The organism is Okeania sp. SIO1H4 (assembly GCF_010672695.1).
GTDB lineage: Bacteria > Cyanobacteriota > Cyanobacteriia > Cyanobacteriales > Microcoleaceae > Okeania > Okeania hirsuta.
This window is the reverse complement of record NZ_JAAHGB010000006.1, coordinates 345,863-371,021: the sequence shown is the minus strand read 5'-3', so window position 1 is coordinate 371,021 and position 25,159 is coordinate 345,863. Positions and strand designations below refer to the sequence as shown.

General features: G+C 37.5%; 18 protein-coding genes and 2 pseudogenes. 13 read left to right on the top strand and 7 right to left on the bottom strand.

Annotation, left to right across the window (positions count from 1 at the left end; translation table 11 throughout):
- The first annotated feature begins 842 nt into the window (after positions 1-842).
- Together F6K06_RS05950 and F6K06_RS05945 are read left to right on the top strand one after the other, a co-directional pair.
- The gene (locus F6K06_RS05950) at positions 843-1,667 is read left to right on the top strand and encodes a SirB1 family protein (protein ID WP_124147090.1); all 825 of its coding nucleotides are present in this window, start codon (positions 843-845) and stop codon (positions 1,665-1,667) included.
- Between the two features lie 108 nt (positions 1,668-1,775).
- Complete coding sequence (locus tag F6K06_RS05945) at positions 1,776-2,423, top strand: alpha/beta hydrolase (protein WP_124147089.1); 648 nt, start codon at positions 1,776-1,778, stop codon at positions 2,421-2,423.
- A 1,003-nt stretch (positions 2,424-3,426) separates the two neighbouring features.
- Here F6K06_RS05945 and F6K06_RS05940 read toward each other — a convergent pair.
- Entirely contained in the window at positions 3,427-3,885 is a 459-nt protein-coding gene (locus F6K06_RS05940; protein WP_124146003.1) for an SRPBCC family protein, read from the bottom strand.
- 80 nt (positions 3,886-3,965) lie between these two features.
- Here F6K06_RS05940 and F6K06_RS05935 point away from each other — a divergent pair, with 80 nt between their 5' ends.
- Positions 3,966-5,621: a mechanosensitive ion channel gene (locus F6K06_RS05935; protein WP_124146002.1), complete on the top strand. Its 1,656-nt coding sequence runs from the start codon at positions 3,966-3,968 to the stop codon at positions 5,619-5,621.
- Positions 5,622-5,922: 301 nt separating this feature from the next.
- On the opposite strand, the gene F6K06_RS05930 is transcribed toward F6K06_RS05935, so the two are convergent.
- The 4 genes from F6K06_RS05930 to F6K06_RS05915 form a co-directional block, all read right to left on the bottom strand.
- Complete coding sequence (locus tag F6K06_RS05930; protein ID WP_375339400.1) at positions 5,923-6,099, bottom strand: hypothetical protein; 177 nt, start codon at positions 6,097-6,099, stop codon at positions 5,923-5,925.
- 390 nt (positions 6,100-6,489) lie between these two features.
- A complete protein-coding gene (locus F6K06_RS05925) occupies positions 6,490-7,920 on the bottom strand; it encodes a GTP-binding protein (RefSeq protein ID WP_124155166.1) in 1,431 nt (476 codons plus the stop codon).
- Positions 7,921-8,342: 422 nt separating this feature from the next.
- Positions 8,343-8,516, bottom strand: a complete 174-nt coding sequence (gene rpsU / locus F6K06_RS05920; RefSeq protein WP_124146000.1) for a 30S ribosomal protein S21 — start codon at positions 8,514-8,516, stop codon at positions 8,343-8,345.
- A 707-nt stretch (positions 8,517-9,223) separates the two neighbouring features.
- Positions 9,224-10,549, bottom strand: a complete 1,326-nt coding sequence (locus F6K06_RS05915; RefSeq protein ID WP_287240352.1) for a hypothetical protein — start codon at positions 10,547-10,549, stop codon at positions 9,224-9,226.
- Between the two features lie 622 nt (positions 10,550-11,171).
- On the opposite strand from F6K06_RS05915, the gene murF reads away from it, so the two are divergent.
- The 3 genes from murF (at position 11,172) to F6K06_RS05900 (ending at position 15,805) form a co-directional block, all read left to right on the top strand.
- Positions 11,172-12,581, top strand: a complete 1,410-nt coding sequence (gene murF, locus F6K06_RS05910; RefSeq protein ID WP_124145998.1) for a UDP-N-acetylmuramoyl-tripeptide--D-alanyl-D-alanine ligase — start codon at positions 11,172-11,174, stop codon at positions 12,579-12,581.
- Positions 12,582-13,124: 543 nt separating this feature from the next.
- Entirely contained in the window at positions 13,125-14,489 is a 1,365-nt protein-coding gene (locus F6K06_RS05905; RefSeq protein ID WP_124155168.1) for a hypothetical protein, read from the top strand.
- A 110-nt stretch (positions 14,490-14,599) separates the two neighbouring features.
- Positions 14,600-15,805, top strand: coding sequence for a DUF1214 domain-containing protein (locus F6K06_RS05900; protein ID WP_124145996.1), 1,206 nt, complete (start codon positions 14,600-14,602; stop codon positions 15,803-15,805).
- Between the two features lie 515 nt (positions 15,806-16,320).
- Here F6K06_RS05900 and F6K06_RS34510 read toward each other — a convergent pair.
- Together F6K06_RS34510 and F6K06_RS05890 are read right to left on the bottom strand one after the other, a co-directional pair.
- Positions 16,321-16,560 (bottom strand): annotated as a pseudogene (locus F6K06_RS34510) (IS1 family transposase); the annotation flags it as partial.
- Positions 16,561-17,123: 563 nt separating this feature from the next.
- The gene (locus F6K06_RS05890) at positions 17,124-19,478 is read right to left on the bottom strand and encodes a GAF domain-containing protein (protein WP_124155170.1); all 2,355 of its coding nucleotides are present in this window, start codon (positions 19,476-19,478) and stop codon (positions 17,124-17,126) included.
- Between the two features lie 965 nt (positions 19,479-20,443).
- Between F6K06_RS05890 and ffh the strand changes: the two genes are divergently transcribed.
- The 7 genes and pseudogenes from ffh (at position 20,444) to F6K06_RS05855 (ending at position 24,938) form a co-directional block, all read left to right on the top strand.
- Positions 20,444-21,895: a signal recognition particle protein gene (gene ffh / locus F6K06_RS05885; protein ID WP_124145993.1), complete on the top strand. Its 1,452-nt coding sequence runs from the start codon at positions 20,444-20,446 to the stop codon at positions 21,893-21,895.
- Between the two features lie 142 nt (positions 21,896-22,037).
- A pseudogene (gene rpsP, locus F6K06_RS33785) lies at positions 22,038-22,307 on the top strand (30S ribosomal protein S16); the annotation flags it as partial.
- A 91-nt stretch (positions 22,308-22,398) separates the two neighbouring features.
- Positions 22,399-22,878, top strand: a complete 480-nt coding sequence (locus F6K06_RS05875) for a KH domain-containing protein (protein ID WP_192901299.1) — start codon at positions 22,399-22,401, stop codon at positions 22,876-22,878.
- An 84-nt stretch (positions 22,879-22,962) separates the two neighbouring features.
- On the top strand, positions 22,963-23,196 hold the full coding sequence (locus F6K06_RS05870) for a hypothetical protein (RefSeq protein ID WP_287240362.1): 234 nt from the start codon (positions 22,963-22,965) through the stop codon (positions 23,194-23,196).
- A 114-nt stretch (positions 23,197-23,310) separates the two neighbouring features.
- Positions 23,311-24,264, top strand: a complete 954-nt coding sequence (locus F6K06_RS05865) for a PhoH family protein (RefSeq protein WP_287240666.1) — start codon at positions 23,311-23,313, stop codon at positions 24,262-24,264.
- Between the two features lie 15 nt (positions 24,265-24,279).
- Complete coding sequence (locus tag F6K06_RS05860; protein WP_287308797.1) at positions 24,280-24,411, top strand: hypothetical protein; 132 nt, start codon at positions 24,280-24,282, stop codon at positions 24,409-24,411.
- Between the two features lie 116 nt (positions 24,412-24,527).
- Entirely contained in the window at positions 24,528-24,938 is a 411-nt protein-coding gene (locus F6K06_RS05855; protein ID WP_124147120.1) for a ChuX/HutX family heme-like substrate-binding protein, read from the top strand.
- Positions 24,939-25,159: the final 221 nt, after the last annotated feature.

Here is a 25,159-nt window from a genome sequence, read left to right as displayed (position 1 = left end):
AATCAGGGCAATTAAAATACTTTATAGGAGATGTCTCTTGGAGGAAAAAGATAAGTTCAGACCTAAAAATTGCTATTAAAGCTATTCATTCTGACTCAGTCAGACTGACTTCTCCTCCACGGTCGGGGTTAGGGGTGGGTTGACTCCTAAGAAATATCCTAGCTATTTGTAGCAAAAATTTATCAATTTTGTATAAGTAGGTAGGTCTAATTAAACGTAAAAAAATTGTAGGGGCAGGTTTAACCGACAGCTTTGACTTCAGCGCGATCTAGTTCTAAAAACCCGCCCTCTAATATTGCTTTTATTTATGCTCATCTACTTAATATCATCTTCTGTTGAATAGTTATAAATAACAAGGCAGAACTCAGGTAAGATATCTGTCAGATTGGTGAGTTACAGTATTTACCTCAAAAAGGTATAAATTATAAATTGCTAAGGATTTCATACATTTTTAGAACATTGATATTATTCCACTCCCTAGAGGGACTTTTAGGCGCTTTGTCACCTATAAAGTTTGTCCCATTAGGCAAACTTTCTCATTTACCAAATAATTAAATTTTAAAGCCTTTCCTTTAAAGAGGAAAAAATAAAAAATTTTCCTTTTAGTTAATCCTTTTCTTTTCAGAAGGTATCTATAAAATAAATCTTCAGGGATGTTAAAAAATTGGTTCTAGTGGGTTACGGCTAATCATAGCGACAACTATGAAGTTTAACTATTAATCTGCGCCTAACCCACCCTACACCAGAATTTAATATTTTATTTACAGATACCCTCTCCTTGAGAGGTAATTGTTAATTGTTAAAAACTGCCAAACTACCACCTAATACTTAATATTTTCAAGATGAATTATTCCCAATATCGACAGTCATTTTATTCAGAAATTAATCAACCTGATGAAAAAATAGATTTAGCTAAAGCTGCTCTTTATTTAGCTTTAGAATATGAACTAGAATTTGACCCTGATGAATATCTGAATGCTCTGGATACCATGGCAGATGAAGTTCGAGAAAAACTACCAGAAACGCTTTACCCTCTACAAATTATTAAAAGTATTAATAACTATCTCTATGATGATTTAGGCTTTGCTGGAAATACAATTGACTATTACGATCCACAGAATAGTTTTCTGAATCAAGTAATAGAAAGACGCACTGGTATTCCAATTACTTTATCCCTCGTTTATCTAGAAATTGCTCATAGAATTAATTTTCCGATGGTTGGTATTGGAATGCCAGGACATTTTTTAATTCGACCTGATTTTGAAGAAGCTGGCATATATGTAGATGCTTTTGATCGAGGTGAAATTCTTTTTCCTCAAGATTGTCAAGAAAGATTGGCCAGGATTTATGGTCGAGCGGTAGAGCTACAACCTCAGTTTTTGGCAAAGGTAAGTAAAAAACAATTTTTAGCACGAATGTTGACAAATCTTAAAGGAATTTATTTGAACCGAAATGAGGGGTTAAAAGCTATTGCAGCTATCGACCGGATTTTATTATTATTTCCTGATGCAATTGTAGAAAAGCGAGACCGAGGCGTATTATATTATCAGTTAAATTTTTGGGCAGAAGCTCGTCAAGATTTAGAGAGTTATCTAGTAAATCTTCCTCAAGCAGAGGATGCAGATATAATTAGACAATTACTGGCTAGTATGAGTCAAGATTTATAACTGAATATGACAGATTTGGGGAACCCCATCTCTCATCTTTCAGACCTTATATACAAGAGTGAAAATACATTGAACAAATGTAATTATTAATTTTTGAGGAATAGTAGAATGAAAAATATTTTTAATTCAGGGCAGTGGAACAATAAATCCAAAAAAATTGCTGATTTTAATCAAGGAATATCAAATTTTTTCTACCTTTTTTTTGCCGGATTTTTGGCAATTATTAGTAGTGTTTTAATCTTTACTGCTCAACCAGCAGATGCTATAGATGAAATTAAAATTACCTATGACGGTTTGAATATACCCATAGCTATTGCCGATCTAGTAACTTTTGCTGAGACAGGAGAACAGTCTGAGCAACTAAAGTCACTGTTTTTAACTGCAAATGCTACTCAGGAAAATATCGATACAGTTCGGGAAATTTTAAATTATAAATTAGAAGTTGAAGCTGATTTTGTAAATACATTATTAGAATCGCGTTATGGTAAACTTGGTGTAGAACAATTTAGTCGTTATTTTTCTCCAGATAGTAATGTATCTCAAGTAACTAACGATATTATTGATACAGTTAATCGAATGATTAGTGATGGAGAAATATCATTTTTAGAAATGGTGCAAGAGTTTAAATGGACAGATAAAATTTTGATTGATGCTAAAGGTATTGAAACATTTTTTGTAGAGACTATTGATGTTGCAAAAAGAGGGCTAGATTTTCTCAAGGCCCAGCCACAGGTACAAAAATTATTCTGTGAGTAGTCTACAGGTCAGGAAGGTAAAAGAAGCAAGAAAGAAGAAGGTTAATTCTCAATTATTTCAGCTAAAATTAATATTTTTTACTGAATAATTAAGGTTGAAAACCTCTTCTTTTAAGAAGGTAGAAGGCCGAAATAAAAATTTTCGTTGTCTGAGTTTTAAGTTTTTGATATGTCAAATACAGTCATGCTGACTACTATAATTATTAATTGTTGAAAACTAATTTGTTGTCATAATTTTTGATAAATTTAACCCGAGTGCTGCGCAGAAAGTAAGAAGATAAAATTGAAAATAAGGAGTTTACCTCACGGGGTGACAAGCACTTCAAAACTATTGTTTGTAAGGATTTAAAGGATATCCACTCTGTCAAAAATTGAGGTTTTTTATAGGAGTGGGATCATCATTATTAGTGAGGGTGTGGGTTCGCGATATAGCTGCCGCTAGGCTCCGCCAACGCTAACCAACACCACAAATTACATTGATTCATTGTTCAATCAAATGTATCTTAGAACATTTATGTAAGTCAATTGAAAATTGTTTAATCATCAGATGAAAGGTAAGACATTGAGTGTAAATAGTTAGGGTTTGCTGAATAAAGTCTTATGGGTGAGGGTAGGAGACAGGAGACAACCCACCCCTCGCCCCTCCCCCTCCCAGGAGGGGAGAAATGGATCGGGAGCGAGGAGGTAGGAGCTAAGTTTTGTCCCAAGATTATTCTGCCCAACTATGCGCCTAAAATACGCTCCTTTTTGAGCGTGAAGAGCTGAAAACCAGGTACTTTTTTCGACCCAAAAAAGGCTAAAACCTTTATCTGTAAATACTTTTAGATTTAATCAGCAAGCCCTAGTTAAGTATTATCTAAGATTGACAGAGCTTTTAATCCCCTGTTATCATCAGACTTTTTTTGAGGATTCAGGTTAATTATCTGTTAACAATTTAGGTTTCCCGCTCCGTTTATACGCCCCGTCTCACCGTTAAATCTCGCGATTATAACTGGAGTCCTCTTTCAACATTTATAATAGTATTGTTCTTCTGCTACTCTCTTCAAACGTCGCAGTTGAGCTTCCATATCTGCTTTTGTCCATGAGGCAGCAAACTTATTAAAACCGAATTGAATTACAGGATTCGGTATCTCAAATTCAAAACGATTTAATAAACAAGTACCTTCAGCTTCTGGTTGACATTCCCAGCGATCTCGACCTCGAAAAAAGCCCTTAAACTCCCAGACAATTAAACCAGGTTCTCGTTCTACCACAACACTATCTAAAGATGGATATAAAAAGGGAATATTTATGATAAATCTACTACGACTTCCCACAAATGTATCCCATTTGCCCACAGGTTCACAACGTAACATTGGATTTAACCACTTGTGCATAAGAATGTTATTAGTAATACAATCCTCTACAATAGTGGCACTGGCACGAATTAAAATAAATTGCTGAAAAACTTGACTAAATGACATAGTTACCTTCAAGCTATAAGGCATATATTGGTAATCTCATCAGGTTGCTAATTTAAAGGTCACATTAACCCAAAAAAAGCATGAATGGCACTTGGCAAATTATTACACAATCAATCAGTGAGCCAATTCAGGCTAATTTGATGTTAGCCTCAAATATTTTGGCACAAACTGAAGCAAATCCTGTAAATATAGTGTCCCAAAATTTTACAGCAATTGCAATTTTGGACATAGTAACAGCAATTGCAATTCTAGTTGTAGGCTGGATAGTGGCTTGGATTCTCTCCAGCTTCCTTGGAGGACTATTCAAGAAGACCAAAATCGATAACAAAATTGCTGGTTGGGTAACGGGTAGTCAAGAACAAGCTCAGAATTTACCAGTGGAGAAATGGATCTCCTCTTTGATTTTCTGGATCATCATGATCTTTGTTCTGATAGCTTTCTTCGATAAGCTCAACCTCACCGCAGTTTCTGAACCTCTCAATGCTTTCCTGACCGAAATAACTAGCTTCTTACCTAATGTAGCAGCTGCCCTAATTTGGCTAGGTATTGCCTGGTTAGTGGCAACTATAGCTAAATTAGCAGTTACTAAAGGACTGAGGACATTTGGTTTAGATGACCGTCTGAACCAGCAAGTTAGTGATGGACAAACAGAAAATCAAGTGCAAATTAGCGATACTATTGCTAATGCTATCTATTGGTTGATTTTCTTGTTATTCTTGCCTGTAATCCTGGAAGCTTTACAACTACAGATTGCACTACAACCTGTTCAGAACATTGTTGACCAAATCCTGCAGTCTCTTCCCAGAATTCTCAAGGCTGTTATTCTAGCTGGAGTAGGTTGGTTAGTTGCTACTGTGGTTAAGAAAGTTGTTACTAATCTTCTGGCTGCTACAGGTGTAGACCAAATAGGTAGTAGGTTTGGTATGAGTCAAACTACTGGGGGTCAAAATCTTTCTTCCATTATTGGCACAGTTGTTTATGTTCTGATATTGATTCCTGTAGCGATCGCTGCTCTGAGCGCTCTGGATATTTTGGCCATTACTACTCCAGCAGTGGCGATGCTCAATGATATTCTGACGTTTATACCGAAAATCTTTGCTGCTGCTGTGATTTTGGTAGTTGCTTATTTTGTTGGTAGATTTGTTAGTGATTTAGTTACTAATCTTCTGACTAGCGTTGGTTTCAATAACCTTTTCAACTGGCTTGGTTTAAGTTCAACACAACCAGCTTCTGATCCAAATGCTACTGTAATTCAGGGTGAACCTGGTACTCCTGGGGCTAAACCTACTGCACGGACTCCTTCAGAAATTGCTGGTATTGTAGCTTTTGTGGGTATTATCCTTTTTGCCACAGTTTCAGCTACCCAGATTATGGAGTTGGAAGCTCTGACCTTAATTGTCAATGTTGTAATTTATATTGCAGGTCGGGTTCTTTATGGTTTAGTAGTATTGGCTATAGGTCTATACTTGGCTAACCTTGCTTATAATTTAATCACCAGTTCTGGCAATTCTCAAGCTAGACTTTTGGGCCAGCTAGCTCGAATTGGGATTATTGTATTAGTCTCAGCTATGGCTTTGCAACAAATGGGAATTGCTCCTAGTATTGTGAATCTAGCTTTTGGACTTTTCATGGGAGCAATGGCAGTAGCTATTGCTTTAGCTTTTGGTTTAGGAGGACGAGATATTGCTTCTTCTAAAATTCAAGAATGGTTAGAGCAGTTCAAAAATAAGAAATAATAAGTAGTTAAAGCTACTGCAAAAGTATTGTATTGGGGAGAGTAGAAAAAATTTTAAAGATTTTAATCATCCTCTCTCCACCGTAAGCATTCAGCGGTCAGCTATCAGCTATCAGCTTTATTACCTTTAGTGGACAATTTAAGCTTGTTGTTCTTGTACTTCAATTCTTCGTATAAAAATGTAGTAGAAGTTAACAAAATGCTTGCTTCATTCATTAAAAAGCTGACTACGAGAGCATTCCGTAGGAATAGCTGACTGCTAATAGCTGAATGCTTACTCTCCACCTAGTCAAAATCTCAAACTATTGCCATGCATCAATAACTAAACTATTGTGCTTTTTGTCTGCCAAAATTTCGGATAAATTATCTATTTTTTTTTCTGATAAAGTTCTTTGTAGTTTTTCTTTGAGAGGATCTAACAAAGCATAAAATGTCTCCATATTCTCTAGGTGAACCAGAACATAATTTCTGAATTCAATTTACTCATTGTTGGAAAATTAGCCTTGATCACAGAATTTTTACCTCTGTAGCAGGAATAATTAATATTTGGATATCCTCCACAGCTAAAATAAAAATATCTTCTGTTTTCTTCATAGTGAGGTAAAGTTTGAGACTAATCTATAATTTTTATTCATTCCTTGTTCCCTATTTCCTATTCCCTATTCCCTAAAAGAATAAAACTTTTTACCTTATCAACTCGAAAACTGCTGTAATTTAATCAGGTAATTTTGCCCCGCACTCTGAAAGAAACATGATGTGTAAAATCTTTCAATGATTCAAATTATTCGTAACATTCTTCTTTCACACTTTACTATTACTCTGCAATACTATTTTTTCGTTAGTAAAACTTTCCTGATTTTGCTATTTTGCTATTGCTGATTACTGAAATTTTTGATGTTTAACTTAGCTATTAACTCTTCCTTAATTCGACCCATAATTGAAGTTTCATCCAGAGATTCTAAAATATGACTCACTACAGCTTTTGGACCTTCTTCTCCCCAAGATGCACCATTAGCAAGATAAGTTTTGCTTACTTGTCCAATTCCATAAGATGATAAACCTGCCACTGCAGCTTGAGTTACCGCTACAGATAAATAAGGCGCTAAAGACAACCCACCAGTAGCAGGTGCAGCTAAACCCAATAATCCTTTCACAGAACTTAGTCCTAGATTTGCCACTAATTCACTAGCTGTAATGCCACCCATACTAATAGCTATCTTTTGCAGTAAATCTATTGCTCCGCTTTGGCTCATGCTTATACCATACAACTTTGATAAAGTCAATATCATAGCTACATCAATCACAGCTCCACTCAGAATATCTACCACAGTTACAGGGTTAAGAGCGATCGCCATGGCTTTGGCCATTACTGCTTTCCAGATTACTTGATTAGCACTTTGTTCGCGAATTTCTATTTTCCGACGCACCAACTGCTCGTTGACATTATCAGCATAGAGCATACTATTGAGAGCTACCAGAGATTTACCTTCTTGGTCTAAAATTTCTAATATTTTTAGCTTTAAATCTTCTATCTGGGGTTCCCCCCGCTCCATCTGTACTGTAATATTACTGTCAGGTTGTCGCAATACCTTAGCTACAAGTGGATAAGCTGCTGCCATGACTATTTCCTTGGGAGATAGTAGCTCACGGACTCGCTCATCTCGGATTTTATTGTATATAGCTAGTCTATCTGCTTCTGGATACTGGTCTATTTTATTAAATACCAACAACATCGGTTTACCAGCGTCTCGTAATTGGGAAAGAGCTTCATATTCTACTTGAGTAATATCTCCTGCCACAATAAACAAGAGTAAGTCTGCCTGCTTTGCCACCTGTCGGGCCATCAGTTCGCGAGTTTCTCCATCTACTTCATCAATACCGGGAGTATCGATCAGTTCAATTTGGGATATTCTGTAAGAAACTAGAGAGGTATCAGATGAGGGTTCTGTTTCTTCTAAGTTATCTTTCCCTAATTGCCATTGCTTAATTTCTGTAGTTTTGGTAACACCATGAATTGGGCCTGTTTCAAATACTTTTTCACCTAACAAAGCATTGAGAACTGAAGATTTACCTCTTCCTACCATACCGAATACGGCAATATGTACAGAGGCTTTTTCCAGTTTTTCTAACATTGATTCTAAACCAGAAATTTCTGAGTCTAATCCGGTTCTTTCTTCGGGAGTTAAATCTATATTATCTACGATTTCTTTTAAAGCATCTTTTGCATTGCGGATATTAAGTTCTGCTTGAATATCTGCAAAACTTAGTATTGTATTGTCTAGTTCTCGATATACATTCATTTCTGGATAGTTTTCATTTAATAATTAATTCCCTATTCTAGTTGTTGATTTCAACTTTATTGAATAAGGCAAAAGGCAGGAGGAGTGTCCCCTACCCACAGGGCTAATTCTTTGTCGTCAGAGAATATTTACAACTCTATATTTTTGGTTAACTAGTTCTAGCAAGATCTAGGAAATTTCAAAGGATACAATTTTTCTAAGCGTGACAATAAATTAACCCTACACCGTCAACGGAGGTGCTGAAAATTGTTTGGGGTTATCATACACGCGCGTGGTCTGTCGTTGACTATGCATAAGCAATTAGACCTTCTTCCTTCTTCCTTCTTCAAATTAGACATTACTAATATCATAAAATACTAGCTAAAGCTCTATAAAATTTATTTCAACACTTCTATAATATTTGCCACTGTAAATTTTTTGCTTTAATAAAATTGTTTTTGACGTCGTGCTGCTACTACCTTTTTCTTTCGTTTTTCCTGAGAAGTTTCAAAGTACCGACGTTTTTTCACATCTGCAAGGATACCTGCTCTAGAAACTTGACGCTTGAATCGCCGGAGGGCCAACTCTATACCTTCGTTTTTACCTAGTAATATCAAATCCGGTTAAACAACCATAGAATGGTTAAGTTAGGAGGAGTCAACCCACCCCTCGCCCCTCCCAGGAGGGGAAGTCAGGAGTCAGGAGTCAGGAGAAGAAAGAATTACAAAGATGAGCTTAGTTATGACGATTGAAGATTTTTTTTATGTCCAATTAAACGGATTTGATATAACACTTGGGTCATTACTTTTTCTTTTTGTCTTTACTTAACCTATGCTTAGTATTTAACTACCCACAGCTACAAGCTAAGAGGTTATCTAATTATTTATTATTTATAATACGATAGCTAAATTAGGCAACATATTTAATCTTTTTAATGTTTACCGTATTTTTTATTTATTTTATCATTTTCTTTGTGGGTTTAATACCCCACCGTCTACAGGGTGTTCACGCATTACTTGGGGGAGCGAATCCCCATGTAATTTTCCTCCTGTCTCCTGTCTCCTGTCTCCTTCTTCAAATATTTAGATTAACTATAATTCCATCATGTAAATGATACTTGAAAACTTTACTCTGAGCTTTATTTTAACATTGCAATATTATTCCTAATGTTAACTTAGCTTATTCTAGATTTCGGAAGCTTTAACAGCTTTTAGTAGCTCTGTTTAAGTCCCCGGTTTCTTCTATAAACCGGAAGGTGCGCGGAGGGGTTAAAATCTCCTTCTAAACATTTACTGCTGAGTGCTGAGTGCTTATTTAAAATATTCTAACGAATCAAAGATAAATCAATCCTTCCAAAGTTAGTACTTAAAGCAACCTGCATATTTTCTAGAGCTTTAACTAACCACATAACTGTTTCTCTAGTATGTGATTCGTAATGGTTAAATAGTATAGAAAATCGTTTTTCTAGGTATGGTTTGACTCTATAGCAGACCAAAACTATTTTCAGTAAAAGGCCAGTTGTTGTGATCGGACCCAGGTTACCCATTAAATTGAGAAATAGAAAGTGTTGTGGTTTTTGGGTACTTTCTACAACTAGAAATCCTAACATTTGATTACAAGTTCTCATCAGCAAAAAGTCATTAAACTGTTTGTCATTACTGTGAGACATAGTATTTTTTAGCTGCTTATATAGTTTATCTTGAAACTGATGCTTAATAGATTTGGAATCTACATCAAAAGATGTACTTAAATATTCATAGAAACTTTCTTTAAAAGAACCATAGGATTGAGGTTGTCTGACATGGGTTAGGAAACTTTTTGCATTATCTCGATAGTTATTACCATTTTCAACTTTACCTACAAATTTTTTAATTGCTGATAATACTTCCCGCTCGCTCAAAAGAGTAGGATTTTGAATATTGTTGGTGTCTTCCCAAGGAAATGCTGTCAAGTTTGAAAGTGCAGCTTCTCTTTCAGAGGCAGTTGTTACTACTCTCTGTCTAATTTTATGAGTTACATATTTGGATAAGTCTATTTCAAATTTTCTTTGTTTGTGTCGTTGAATTTTTCTGATAACTTGTTGGTATTCATAACTACTATCTGGGGTAACTAAACAATGTTGGTATATGTAAGGATAGCGTGGAATTAGAGTTCTTAAAGGTTGAGCTAGAGCACTATTAGTGTTTCTGCAACTTCCTGTTTGTTGGTTAATTAATTCTGTTAAGCGTTTTAAGGAGAGATATTGCTCGCTTCTTGTGAATGCTTGAACCAGTTCTAATAATTTCTTACTATTATGAGAACCGTAGTAGTGGCGGCGTGCTGGTTGATTTTCAACTCGAGCGAAAAGCTTCATTAAGTCTAGTAAAACATCTTTTTTATAGTTATATGGTTGTTTTCTATTGATAACTATATGACAGCAGCGATTTAAGATAAAATTAAAATCTTCTTCAATTTCTGGCAATGCTGTAATTCTATCTAGTGCTTGAGATATTTCTCTGTCAGGATATCCCGAACCATTAATAAATAACATTCTAAATCTTTCAATTACTTCTTTTGAAGACTTTAGATCTATCAATTGGATAAAATGGTTATAGATATCTTGTTCATCTTGAGATTTGTATTTGTTATATTCGTCCATAATATTTTTCATTTTATATACTTCCTACCTACTTTAAGATTTTTATCTTCCAGGGCTAGTTTGACGATTAATTAGCGTCTATAGTTTGTATAAAATTGTATATTTAATTCCAAATTTTAGGTTGATATTTACTTTACTATACTAGGTATAATTTTTATCTATAACTCAGTATTAAAACCCTTAGATTATTCTATACCTAACATCGATACCCTACAGTTGACTAAAACCCATAACTTTCATTATCTTAAAAACTTACTGAATTTGTGTGAAGTTTCAGTAAAGATTTTGCTTGATTAAAAACTCTCCTACATCGGTCAATTTTGATTTTACTGATTTATTAGTAGCATCTACTTCCAACTCCATACAAATTTTTCGTTACTGATTGTAATATACATAAGATAGTCTAAATTTTATTAATCCTTGCTCGGCAAAGTTTTAGTTATTTTGTCTGGTGTCAGCTCTAAATTATGACAAAATTTACCAAACTTAAAATTTTTTTTTCCCCTAGAGAATTATTTATACTTTTTATTTTTTCCTGATTGCTCAGTTAGCTCCAAAAAAATAAATTGACTTCAAAAATAATAAATACTCTAATATATGTATTATACATATTTGAGTAGGACTGCCAATCGTTATGGTCTGTCACATTACCTTATCTCAATTAATTGAAATCTTGGCTGCTACAACACTTAAAAATTTTCAGATTCCTGAAAAAACATTAATTACAGGCATAAATACAGACACTCGTAACTTACAATCTGGTGAAGGATTTGTGGCATTACGAGGTGAAAAGTTTGATGGCCATAAATTTGTGAAACAGGCAATAGAAAAAGGGGCTTCTTGCATCATTGTTGAGGAAGAATATACCTTAAAGGATAGAGTTACACAAGAGTCAAATAGCGTATCTATATTACAAGTAGAAAATACTTTAGAAGCTTACCAAAAAATTGCTCGTTGGTGGCGAGATAGGTTTGCTATTCCTGTAATCGCGGTCACAGGTTCAGTTGGTAAAACTACTACTAAGGAATTAATTGCTAAAGTCTTGGCTATTCAGGGTCAAGTGCTGAAAACTGAAGCTAACTATAATAATGAAATAGGTGTGCCTAAAACTCTACTAAGACTTTCCTCTGATGATAATTATGCTGTGGTAGAGATGGCAATGCGAGGACCAGGGGAAATAGCAGAATTAACACATATTGCCAATCCGACAATTGGCTTAATTACTAATGTTGGTACTGCTCATATTGGTCGTTTGGGTTCTGTTGAAGCGATCGCTGAAGCTAAGTGTGAATTATTAAGAGAAATGTCTAATAATAGTATTGCTATTCTGAATTATGATAATCAACGGTTGATAGAAACTGCGGCTAAGTTTTGGTCTGGAGAAACTTTTACTTATGGTTTAGAAGGTGGAGATTTACAGGGAAAATTAATTGGTTCTCAAACTATAAATGTTGAGGGTGTAGATTTACCTTTACCTTTACCTGGTAGTCATAATGCTTCTAATTATTTGGCAGCATTGGCAGTGTTGAAAGTGCTACATGGAAAAAATATTTCGACAAAAACTTTGTTTGAACCTTTGACTAATAATTTATCGGTTCAATTACCAGGAGGCAGGGCAAAAAGATATGATTTAGAGAATGATATTGTGATTTTAGATGAAAGTTATAATGCTGGTTTAGAGTCGATGATAGCTGCTCTGAATTTGTTAGTTGAAACTCCGGGAAAACGTCATATTGCTGTGTTGGGAACTATGAAAGAATTGGGAGATAAATCAGTTTTCTTCCATGAACAGGTTGGGAATGTTGTGCGAAATTTGAATATTAATGGTTTATTTATTTTGGCTGATTTTGAAGAAGCACAGGCAATGGCTATTGGTGCTGCTGGTTTGCAGTTTATAGAGGTAGAAAATATTAGTTATAATGATGTTCATCAGAAATTAGCAACACATTTGCAGGAGTTTTTACAACCAGGCGATCGGGTTCTTTTTAAGGCTTCTCATTCTGTAGAACTTAATAAAGTTGTTGAAATTTTAATTAATAAGTAATGCTATTTCGATGAATATGTATTAGGGAAATAGGGAAAATTTAAAGTCAAAAGTAAGATTTTAGAGGTTTTCAACCCCCAACCACTGAGAAGTTTCAAAACTTAATTTCCTTGGAATATCTTAAAATGGGTTCTATAAACATGATAAAATCAGTAAACAAATAAGGCTACTATTGCCCAGTTTCCCTACAAACTTTCACTTTGAAGCGAAGCTATGCGTCAGAAAAACTTTTGAGACTTTGTACTATCGATAGTATTGCGATGATTTAGTTCTACTTTATCAAGGGATCACTCAATGTATCATAAAATTCTTACTAAAGCGACAATCCTTGCAATAACAGTATTGCTGGTGATATTTGCTCCGGGAACGGCCCGTGCCGACCTCCCCCCTGTTAATCCCTGACTGATCCAGGAGAGTTTCTACCCGATAATTCATTTCAATGTTGCGCAAACAGACATAATCGAATTTCCTGCCTGGAAAGGTGAGGTCGAAGTAGAACCAGAGGATGTCACCTTTGCTCCCGGTGGTATTGGAAATACCGGTTTGGCATATCGAAAATACCCCGATGGCAGCGAGGTGATTTTTGTTTCGGGACTGGGACGGGTTGCCAAATATTTGTTTGATAATGGCGGACTTCAACTCGTCTCGGAAATTCAAATTCCCGGCTTTGAACAACAGTACCTGTCACAAGAAGAAACAGCGAGTCTGGTTGATGACCTTGATGCTGCAGAGACAGATGAGGAAACCTTACTCGCTCGTTTGCAACCGGTAGTGCGAGAGACTGGAATCAAAACGGAAAATTGGTCTAACGGCCTCTACACGATGATGGATGTGGATGGCTTTTACTACCCAGGGTATGGAACAGAACTGATAAAAGTCGGCGATATATCACCTGATGATCCTGCTTCTGAAATCGAAATTGTGAACTCCAGAGACCTTCGCCTGGATGCGCCTGAGGATTTGCAAGAGCAGATTAGCCGTTTCCTTGGGGTAAATATGACCTATGACGGAAAGATTGTAGTGGCCATGGCAGGAGCAATTGCGATTGTAGACCGCGATATGTCTAATGTCAAGATCGCCCCAATCCCTGGTGAAATTGTTGATAACGGCGTCAGTGTAGATGAGAAAGGTGGTATTTACGTCGTCACAGACCAGTACATGAGAAAACTCGTTTGGACTGGCACCGATATATCCCTAGAGGAAGCAGATGGCGCTTGGAAAGAACCCTATGACTGGGTGAAAAAAGAGGGGTCTCTTTCAAATGGCAGCGGCACGACCCCAACATTGCTGGGATTTGGAGAGGAAGAGGACAAACTTGTAATAATCGCCGATCAAGGCGATCCGGTAAAAGCAGTGGCTTTCTGGCGTGATGAAATACCAGAGGATGCCAAAAAAGTAGAAGGCGCGAAGACTCAGAGAACTGCTGCGTCTATTCCGCTTTCTTTTCCGGTTGCGACAACAATTGAATGGTCGCCGCACGTCTTCGGAAATGGCATGATGATGTTTGCTTCAGAGTTTCCCGAACCTGTCTACTTAGATGGAGAATTTGATCTAGTCTCAACTCAGGTGACCATGGGATTAACACGTCCAGCTCCTCGTGGTGCTGAAAAGTTCAGTTGGGATTGGGAGAAAAACGAATTCAAGAGTGATTGGGTCTATGACGAAAAGACTTTCACTTGGACGCTTTCGCCTGTTTCTGTCAAGGATGGCACGGCTTACCTTGCAACCGTAGGAGAGGGCGTGTACGGATTGGTTGGATTTGATTGGGAGACTGGAGAAAAGGTCGCTGACATCTCTTTCGGTCAGAGCGTCAAATTTAATACTGGTGGCACATTTGCAATGCCCACTCCTGATGGTGGCATCTATTTGACGGGAATATTCGGACCAGTTCGGATTGCTCCGCAGTAAATATTTGAGAAACATTTTCGGATTGCTCCGCAGTAAACATTTGAGAAACATTACTATACCTATATCTAATTCACGACCGGAAAACCAACCCCCGACAATACCAAATAACCATGAAAAAATTTACAGCTTGGGATGATTTCTCAAAACAAATTGGAGAACTAGGACCTTGGCTAATGAGCCAGGAAGGCGTACCTCAAGACGATCCGCAGATTCATTCGGATGGTTATCGCTACTTGGCGACATTGCTTAATGTTGGATTAGATATTCATTTGCTCAATGCCGATCCGGATCGTCCACAATGGACTGTCACTTTCACAAATTATGCTCGGTATGGTGGAGACCAACGAGACGGGACTTACCATTCCACCCAGATCGATCCATCCGGAGTCTACAGGATTATTGGTAAAGCTCAGGGCGGACTGCCGGCTACTGCAACGATTCAAACCATGTCGGGATGGTGGACACCCGGACTGCCCAACAAAACAGTGAAGACACAAAGTATTTTCGACTTCGATCTCGAGCCTGATGGAAGCTTTGAAATGATTATCGGTGGCCCCAGTCGAAGTGGGAATTACATGGAGCTGACACCAGATATTACCCATCTCATGGCGAGACAATATATTCCTGATGATTCGCGAGGAAATCTTTATGCTTTGAGGATTGATCGAATTGATCGGCCTCTGACAGTTCCCAAGGAATATGACAAGCCAGAAGCACTTGCCGAAAAGCTATCCAATGTCACAGGGTTCATTAAAAACTTGGCCTTGGCCTACCTTGACACGAGTCGTTTGGCGATTTCTATGCCTAATGCTCTTGAGCCTCTCCCGGATGACCTCAAGGCTGACCTTGGTGCCTCACAAGAAAATGAATACTATATAGGTTCCTGGAACCTTTCCGAAGACGAGGTGCTTCTTATCGAGATTGTTCCCACAGAAGCGGCCTACTGGTCAGTCGCTGCCCACAACTTTTGGTTTCAAGGGTTGGAGCATTCCTCAATTCCAGTGCAAATCAATAATCAAGACGTTGTGACAGATACCGATGGTAAGGTCCGAATTATTGTTTCTGAATTGGACCCGGGTTATGCTAACTGGATTGCGACAGGAGGACTGCGTATAGGAGTTCTAGCTGCCCGCTGGAACTTTAAAAAGGGGAATGAGAAGATCGAAACACGGACTGTAAAGATCGAGGCTCTTGATACATTTATGCTCCCAGACAGTCTCAAACTGAGTGCTAAGGAACGCGAACAGCAACTATACCACCAGGACGAGAATCCTCACCCGCTATCATCGCTAAGAATTACGGTAGTGCATCAGTAAAATGTGGGATAAGTGATTGAGTCCTACCAACTCCAAGGTGCGATTTTGGAGTTTTTAGAGGGTAACTCTTTGAGCAGAAGCAAATTTTTAGCAATAATTAACATTTAAGGGTTTGGCATCCGCGTACTGATTACTAATGGGACTTACACAAAATAGAAGTCGAAAATAGGCTCAAATATAGACAGAAAGAGGCTTTGACATCAAAAAGGCATAAATTCTTAATTACCAAGGGTTTTAGGCATTTTTAGGCCATTGACGTAATTCCTTTATCTAGACTGACACGAGCGCCATTTTTCGACCTAAAAATGTTTAAGTCCCACTAACTACTGACTACTAAATTGAAGTGAGGTTGTTCAACCGGACTTGATATTATATCATGTCTGGATAATACACAATCTATAAAACTATCAGATTGACGAGTTCAGTAGAAATACCTTTCTTACCTGATTTTCCCCAACCCCCGACTCCTGCTATCATAATAATAACTTTATGGCGTTGTCAGATTAAAAGATAAATTATAGGGACAGGGTGGGAACAGAGACCTCTTTAAACTTAAGGTAATGAATCAGTAGTTGAATTGAGTGCTTTAACATTTCAACAGACTTGGAATAGCACAAGGTTTTGCCATCTAACATAGCTCAGTAATGACGTAAAGGTGTATTTTCTTCCTCTACACCAGTCATGTAAGTCTTGCTCACAATCTGATCTCCTGCTGGAATAAATTTGCTATAAACTGGATTACCATCCCTCACCCAACAGCAGCTCCTCTGCCAGATTTGATTTTTTTTTCCAACAAAGGTTTCCAGTTGCTCCAATTCTCCTACCTCTGGCATAGTTTCTGCCTCATAGGTATCTGGTAGAAGTGTTCCCACGAGTTTAACCCCATCTATAATAGTTGTGCGTGAAACTCCTGTAATTCTCTCTATGGCACGAAAACCCATGCCATTAACATACATTTTCCAGCAGTTGCGTTTGGCATCATCACTATATCCGTATGGGTTGATATTCTGGGATCAATTGACGGCCACACTTGACACAGACATATAGCGCTGTGCGCAGGCAACAGCTCCGGAAGGCAACAGCTCCGGAAGGGGGAATAAAAAACCTATAATATAAGACTTTTAGCTACTGGACAGTTCTTGTAATTTGTAAATATGCCAGCGCACATTGCTATAATTTTGTTTACCTTTTCGCGTGACCATTTTTATGGATGTGGTAACTGTGGCATTCTGGACATTCCATTGCATTTTTCCTTGAACTTTACACGCTGATCATTCTCTCAATCATCTTCTTTTCTGACAACGCCAACTTTATCGACCTACTTAGTAGATGTAGCTTCTTCAGGCAACAGTACCTTTGCTCGAACAAACCGTAAACCACTTACTCCCTGTAGAGGTTCAACCAAACCACTCTCAAATTTATCCTCCACCCAACCTTCACGAACTAGATAACGGAAATACTGTTGATATTCTTGCCACTCTTCATCAGTAGAATAAACCACAGTCAACATCCCTGGCTGAGTTATCCGCTCCTTTGTTTCCTGATCCACACCTTTATCAATTCGCTTTTTAACAATTTCATAACGAATATCGCGACTACCTTTGACATCAAACAATCTTTCTGTACTTTCATTGTGATAAATATCAATTGTAGAATTCTGCACTAAGATCAGATGCACAACTCCCAAAGTAACTTCCTCAGATTCAGCTTTCAGGCGCAAAATTGTTCTAGCACAATCACAAATTGCTCGTAGTTGCTCATAACGCAAACTACAGAGATGAAATTGACTAAATTTAGGATTAATAGATTTCCCCAGATACATCATGTGGTCTATGCCATCGGTAGCCTCAAAATCACAATGGTGGGGTATAATTTGCTGCATCTGCTTTTGCCACTTTTCCCAAGTATTTTGAAGATGGTAGTTAATTTTGTGCAACATCTGGTCGTAGCGATCGCGAGCTTGATATACGCTATGATGTTCATTGCTACAAGCAGCTCGATAAGCTTCTACAGCAGTTTTAACAGCATCTCCACATTCCACAAAATAATCAAAGTAGATTTCTAAATGTAAATGTAGATAATCTCTCGCTGTAATTTCACTATCCACTGATACTTTTGCTTCTAGAGACTTAATATATTCCAACAGATCTTGCCGTAGTTGCTGACAAAAAGCACTATCTTTGATTTGACAAACAGTTTCGACAATTGTCAATCCTAAGCAAAATTGTGTCAGCAGATCGGTTTGAATTGCTCGATTGCGTTCGCTGGAAGATCCACGAATATCACAGATACCATAAAGAGGATAGACATCTTCAAAAACGATTATTTCTGGCGGTAATCCCCAACGACGGCGTTCTGCTTCTTGCAAAAATCGCCATTCAACTGCCGGGTGAATATTACGAATATTTGTGAACCGTTGTTGAATTGTTTGACGAACCGCAGTGGTTAAAGGTGAAATAAGTTCCTGAGCGTGTTTGTAATCAGAGGTATAAAAATTGTTGGGGAGCTTGCTAGTTAATCCTACTATTCCCAAAACTGCTTGAAGTCCAGAACTATCTTGTGGACAGGCAGCTTTAATTACTAGAGGAATTAGTAGCAAGGAGCGAACTCCTTTTTGATATAGATTTTGTTCACACTCAGTTTGACAATGTATCTTCAGGTCGGGAATATTCTGAATTTGATTATCTTTAACAGTTTTGAAGATTGGAGAATCCTGTAGACTCTGCGTGGAATATAGTCCAGGGTAGTTGCTTGTGGTTAAATACTCACTGCTGATAAATAATTTTAGTTGTTTTTCTCCTTCATTGCGCAGTAGAATCATATCATCTGCCCGGAATAGCGACCGCATTTGTTTGTCAATTTGCTGAAATTTTTCTTGCTGCATCAATGATTCTGGTTCTACTAACAGTTGAGTTAGTCTTCGTTTTTGTTCTTTAACAGTTACATCCAATCCTTCGAGTAAAAACAAACCCTCTAGTTGGAAATTTTCCAATTTTAACTGTTGGGCTAAAATTTCTAGATTTCCCGGTTGTATCAACCAAGCTATTTGTTCAGATGTTGACATTGATTGGAAATTGATATCTGTAAAATCGTCTACAGTTTTCTCAACTCTTTGTACTTTTTGTTGTGAGCAACAAAACCAGAATTCTATATACTGTGGTTCTGAGTTTTGTGGGCAATTAATGGTTGATATGATTGAATAATGTTGAAATTGTAGATTTGCTGTATTTATTTGATAAAGTTCTTTGAGTATCCAGTGCAAAATTTGCAGGCGGTAAATTTTTTCTAGTTCTGTTTTCTCCCAATCACTTACCAACTCATTCAGCTTAATGTTTTGCTTTGATTCTATTTCATCGATCTGATTCATTCCCATTAGCTGGCAAAAAGCATGATTAGCATATTTAATGCTGAGGTTACTTGGTTCTACAATTGCTGTTAATATTCTGCTTTGGTGTGGAAAATCTTCAAGTCGCTCTATTATTTGTCTCCAAATTTTTAGTTGATCGACTTGATTATGGTGATTGGATAGTTGAGATGCTAGAGCTTGCAATAGTTGCTCTATATTGATATCCTCACTGTTTTGATGGTTTGGGATGGAAGAAGTTTTCCCTGGTAAAGCTTTTGTATAATATTTGTTATGTTTATCTGTAATTTTTTGTTTGGAAGTATGCATCTGTTTTACACCTGATGTTTTGAATATTTATTTTATGTATCTATGAGAACCCATTTGGTCTCTTTGCACACGGTATGTGTTTTTGGCATAGAATTCAGAACTCAGTCCTGGTGAAGTCAGGAAATTCAGAAATAGAATAGGGGAAAAAGCAGATGCGACCCCGCGCCTTCGCACGGCGCAAGGGAACGCGCACCAAGCAGGTAGAAAAATGCTCCCATATCCCTATCTCCCCATCTCCCCATGTTTAAACTATATCAATTAGATAACTCTCAAATGGGTTATATATACGATCTTAAACTAGGCCGAGTTTTTAATAATAGGCCATAAAATCCAAGATCGAAGCTATATATCTGGACAAGTAAGCTTGATACTGGACAAATATTTACTGATAGGTTAATAATATTATGGGTAAAACCCCATAAAATGGAAACTATTGACAGAATATATACACTATGGTAAATATAATATAATTAAAGATAAAGATATAGATTAATATTTACGATTTGCTTGAATATTGAGTAGAGTTAAAGTTAGAAAATCGTGATTTATGTTGTTTTGAAGAAGTAAATTATATAATTTTTGTTTTGCTACAAAAAATGCCGAGAAATATTTTGTACTAAAAATATTGAAAGATATCCAACATTGCAGATATGAAAAAAATATGCACTGAATTTTCTATATATCTATGAAGAGCTGAATAAAAAACCAAAATAGTTATCGATTATGGAAATAGGAAATTAGGTTAGGAATAAAAGATTACATTGTTGTAAAAGAGAAAAAGCAATGATTTAACGAAAATTTTTTTTACTTTAAAGAAGCAATAAATAAAATTTAAACAGAAGCTAACTGTCTATATTCAGAACGCTTTGAATTTCACAGTTGGAAAAAAAGTTAGGTAAAAAAAAGAAAAAACCTTTCAGATGATATATAATAAAAAACTACTACTAGCTAGCTGAAATTGCTTTATGTTTGAAGCCCTTGCCGACCGCTTAGAAGTCGCCTGGAAAAAACTAAGGGGTCAAGATAAAATTACAGACTCCAATATTCAAGAAGCCCTACGAGAAGTCCGTCGTGCTCTATTAGAGGCAGATGTTAACTTACAGGTTGTGAAAGACTTTATAGCCGAGGTTAGCAATAAGGCTAAAGGGGCAGATGTATTAACAGGAGTAAGGCCAGATCAACAGTTCATCAAAATAGTCCATGATGAGCTAGTGCGCGTCATGGGAGAAACCAATGCTCCCCTAGCAAAAGCTGAACAAGCACCAACTATTGTTCTGATGGCAGGTTTACAAGGGACAGGTAAAACCACTGCCTCAGCTAAATTGGCCTTACATCTACGGAAGCAAGACAGAAGTACCTTGCTAGTAGCTACTGATATCTATAGACCTGCTGCTATAGACCAGCTAGTTACTCTAGGTAAGCAGATAGATGTATCCGTATTTGAATTAGGCATAGATATAGATCCTGTAGAAATTGCTCAAAAAGGTGTTGAAAAAGCAAAGACAGAGGGCATAGATACTGTAATTATAGATACAGCAGGTCGGCTACAGATTGACCAAGATATGATGGCGGAGCTCGCCAAAATTAAAGCAGCAGTTAAGCCCCAAGAAACATTGCTAGTAGTGGATGCAATGACAGGTCAAGAAGCGGCAACATTAACCCGTACCTTCAACGATCAAATTGGGATTACAGGGGCAATCCTCACAAAAATGGACGGGGATACAAGAGGTGGGGCAGCATTATCAGTACGTAGAATTTCTGGTCAGCCCATAAAATTTGTGGGGGTGGGAGAAAAAGTAGAAGCCCTACAACCTTTCTACCCAGAGAGGATGGCTTCTCGGATTCTGGGGATGGGAGATGTACTGACCCTGGTAGAAAAAGCTCAGGAAGAGTTTGACATAGCTGATGCAGAAAAAATGCAAGAGAAAATTCTCTCAGCTAAGTTTGACTTTACTGACTTCCTGAAGCAAACGCGACTGATGAAGAACATGGGTTCTCTGGGAGGAATTATGAAATTAATTCCTGGAATGAATAAATTGAGTGACGATCAGTTACAGCAGGGAGAAACTCAACTCAAACGCTGTGAGTCAATGATTAATTCAATGACAAAGCAAGAGCGCCAAACCCCAGAACTTTTAGCCAAGTCTCCTTCTCGACGAAAACGTATTGCTCGTGGTTCAGGTTATGCTGAAAAAGATGTTAGTAAACTGGTGAGTGACTTCCAAAAAATGCGATCGCTCATGCAACAAATGGGCCAAGGAGGAATGCCAGGTATGGGGATGCCAGGAATGCCAGGTATGGGAATGCCAGGAATGCTAGGAGGCAGAACACCTCCAGGATTGCCAAACTACCCCGGTATGGGTGGTGGCAAAAAGAAAAAGAAACAGAAAAAGAAAAAGGGCTTTGGGCAACTTTAAGAATACGGTAGCAGGTATTAAGAGTCCTAAAATATAAATATATGGTGGCAAACTGTAAATTTGACAAAAGATGCCTAATAATTTCTTCGTTACCATGAAACATAATAGCTTACAATTCCAAACAGGAGTATAATCACTCGAAATGATCAAACTGCGATTAAAGAAATATGGAAAAAAACGGGAGACTAGCTACCGGATAGTAGCAATGAACAGCAGTTCCCGACGTGATGGCCGTCCATTAGAAGAACTCGGCTTTTACAATCCCAGAACAGATGAAACTAGGCTAGATGTACCAGGAATTACCAGACGTCTTGAACAAGGCGCTCAACCAACACAAACAGTGCGTGACATATTGAGAAAAGCTAATGTCCTTGAATCACCAAGAACCGGAATTAACACCCAAGAGAACGTATCAGTTTCCCATGCAGAATCGACAGAAGCCATTGCCAATAATCAACCAAGCGAAGAAACTGCCAATACCGAAGCCAGCCAAACCAGTGACAGTGAGTCAACTGAAACAGCAGCTACCGAGTCTGAGGAATAATTCTCACTCAGCTAACCCTGATTACGCGGAAATAGTAAGATTTTTAATTGAGCCATTTCTAGATTCACCAGAGTCTTTACGAGTGGACTGTGAAGTAAATCCTCGGCAAGCAAAAGCCTGGATTCGTCTAGCTTTTGATGAACTCGAAAAAGGACGAGTATATGGTCGTGGAGGACGTAATATCCAAGCGGTTCGTACTGTGTTAGCAGCATTAGCTCAAACAGCAGGTCAATCTGTGCATTTGGAGATATACGAAGACCATTCAGAGACACCACGCCCTTCTCCTTCTTACTCTGATAGCAATCGAGAAGAAGGGACTTATGATAGAAAGACTATGCCAATTAGTCGCCCATCCTACAACAGACAAAGAGTATCTCGTAGTCGTAGTACAACTCCAAGTCCAATTATATATAAACGAGACGATCGTGGAATGAGGTAAAAATTATCACAATGCCACCACTAAAACTTTTATTAGGAATAGTGGGGCATTACTTTCATTATTCTAAGATTGGAGGACTATTTATTGATAAAAATATATAGATGGTTTCCTAGTTTAAAAACCGATAAGATAAATTTGCGTTGGGCGGTCATTGAGCAACTTGCTTTGCTACTGCCAACAACTGTGACAGCCTTTGGGTTATCTAGTGCTAGCACTTGGTTGAAGAAGGAGACAGGAGACAGGAGACAGGAGACAGGAGGAAAATTACATGGGGATAGTCAACGAAGGGCCGCTCCGCGTCTACGCTCCCCCAAGTAATGCGTGAACACCCCCGTTGACGGTGGGGTATTAAACCCACAAAGAAAATGATAAAAAAACAGAAAGTATTTGTTAGGGAGTCTTAGCAAATATGGAATGGAGAACCATGTTGGCATGACAGAGACAGTAAGAGTAGAGTTGCCTAGTATTGATAGCGCGATCAATCTTTCTGGTTATCAGGAAGAAAATATTAAACTACTGGCACGACATACAGGGGCAAATGTTGTACTGCGTGGACAAGAATTATTTATCAGTGGCACGGCAACTCAAATAGAACGATGCCAACAAATTGTGCGATCGCTCGAAAGCCTCTGGAAACATGGTAAAATAATTACTGGAGTAGAAATTATCACTGCTCGCCATGCTATTGATACTAACCGTCAAGATGACCTACAAGAACTTCAACAAGACGTTCTAGTTAAAACCCGTCGTGGGTTAGAAATTCGTGCTAAAACTTTCCGTCAACGAAAATATGCACAAGCTATCCGCACCCGCGATATGACTTTTTGTGTGGGTCCTGCTGGTACAGGTAAAACATTTTTGGCAGCACTTCTAGCAGTTAAAGCACTTTTAGATAACCAATATGAACGTTTGATTTTAACTAGACCTGCTGTAGAAGCTGGAGAAAAATTGGGATTTTTACCAGGTGATTTGCAACAGAAAATTAATCCCTATTTACGACCTCTATATGATGCTCTTTATGAATTAATAGAACCAGAAAAAGTAACTACTTTGATGGAGAAAGGCACTATTGAAGTTGCGCCTTTAGCATATATGAGAGGTCGAACTCTGAATAACTCTTTCGTGATTCTTGATGAAGCTCAAAATACCACTCCTGCTCAGATGAAAATGGTATTAACTCGCTTGGGTTTCCGCTCAAGAATGGTGGTAACGGGAGATATTACTCAAACAGATTTACCCCTAAGTCAAAAATCTGGTTTAACAGTTGCTATGAAAATTCTGCGAAATGTAGAGGGTATTGCTATTTGTGAACTATCCCAAGCAGATGTGGTACGACATCCTCTAGTACAGAGAATAGTTGCTGCTTACGAGCAGTATGAAAAATAAGACGTTGCTGAATTAGTGTATGATATTAGTATTAATTACTTAGGAGTCAACCCACCCCTAACCCCTCCCAGGAGGGGAACAGGAGTTAGGAGGGGAGAAAGAAGAAGAAACAACAGAAGAATAGAAGGAGAAAGTTTTTTTGTTTAGCTACGCGATATGTAAGGCGGAGCGCGGAACGGAGTTTTATCCCTAGTTGTCTAGTTATTATATCATATCTTAAATCGCCAACGCCAAAAATAAATAATTAAATAATATTTTTATCTATGACTACTAACCTAAAAGATTTTTTAGAAGCTTGTGAACAATTGGGAACTTTACGTTTAATTGTGACAAGTACTGCTGCCGTATTGGAAGTTAGGGGCAAAATTCAAAAGTTATTTTATGCTGAACTTCCTAAAGGCAAGTATGCCAATATGCACACCGATATTGTTGAGTTCCATCTAAACATGGATATGATTAAACAGGTAAAGTTTGAGACTGGGGAGGCAAAAAGAGGAAATTTTACTACTTATGCAATTCGTTTCTTAGATAGTGAAGATAAAATTGCTTTGAGTGCATTTTTACAATGGGGAAAACCAGGAGAATATGAACCTGGACAGGTAGAATCTTGGCAAGGGTTGAAAGAAAAATATGGTGAAGTTTGGAAACCTGTTCCTGTGGAAAGTTTGGAATAGTTACAGAGGATTACCTAATGAGTTTTAATGAAAATTAAACTATGTATTGTATGGTTAAATACTAATAATTAGGGTATCCTCAAAAGTCCTAAGTTTTAGCTTAAGGAACAGAAAGTAGGGAAATTTTTCTTGTTACAACCCCAGAATTTTACTCCTTTATCTTCAAAAAAGATATTACTTTTGATACTATAAAAAGCTCTCAACTAGAAGTTTTTCAACCT

Bases quoted from the DNA above. Each gene is read 5' to 3' on its own strand.
- F6K06_RS05915 (WP_287240352.1), bottom strand. From the start codon at position 10,549: ATGAAAAATATTATGGACGAATATAACAAATACAAATCTCAAGATGAA.
- F6K06_RS05945 (WP_124147089.1), top strand. From the start codon at position 1,776: ATGAAAAATATTTTTAATTCAGGGCAGTGGAACAATAAATCCAAAAAA.
- F6K06_RS05890 (WP_124155170.1), bottom strand. From the start codon at position 19,478: ATGCATACTTCCAAACAAAAAATTACAGATAAACATAACAAATATTAT.
- murF (WP_124145998.1), top strand. From the start codon at position 11,172: ATGGTCTGTCACATTACCTTATCTCAATTAATTGAAATCTTGGCTGCT.
- F6K06_RS05940 (WP_124146003.1), bottom strand. From the start codon at position 3,885: ATGTCATTTAGTCAAGTTTTTCAGCAATTTATTTTAATTCGTGCCAGT.
- F6K06_RS05935 (WP_124146002.1), top strand. From the start codon at position 3,966: ATGAATGGCACTTGGCAAATTATTACACAATCAATCAGTGAGCCAATT.
- F6K06_RS05865 (WP_287240666.1), top strand. From the start codon at position 23,311: ATGACAGAGACAGTAAGAGTAGAGTTGCCTAGTATTGATAGCGCGATC.
- F6K06_RS05950 (WP_124147090.1), top strand. From the start codon at position 843: ATGAATTATTCCCAATATCGACAGTCATTTTATTCAGAAATTAATCAA.
- F6K06_RS05855 (WP_124147120.1), top strand. From the start codon at position 24,528: ATGACTACTAACCTAAAAGATTTTTTAGAAGCTTGTGAACAATTGGGA.
- F6K06_RS05900 (WP_124145996.1), top strand. From the start codon at position 14,600: ATGAAAAAATTTACAGCTTGGGATGATTTCTCAAAACAAATTGGAGAA.
- F6K06_RS05925 (WP_124155166.1), bottom strand. From the start codon at position 7,920: ATGAATGTATATCGAGAACTAGACAATACAATACTAAGTTTTGCAGAT.
- ffh (WP_124145993.1), top strand. From the start codon at position 20,444: ATGTTTGAAGCCCTTGCCGACCGCTTAGAAGTCGCCTGGAAAAAACTA.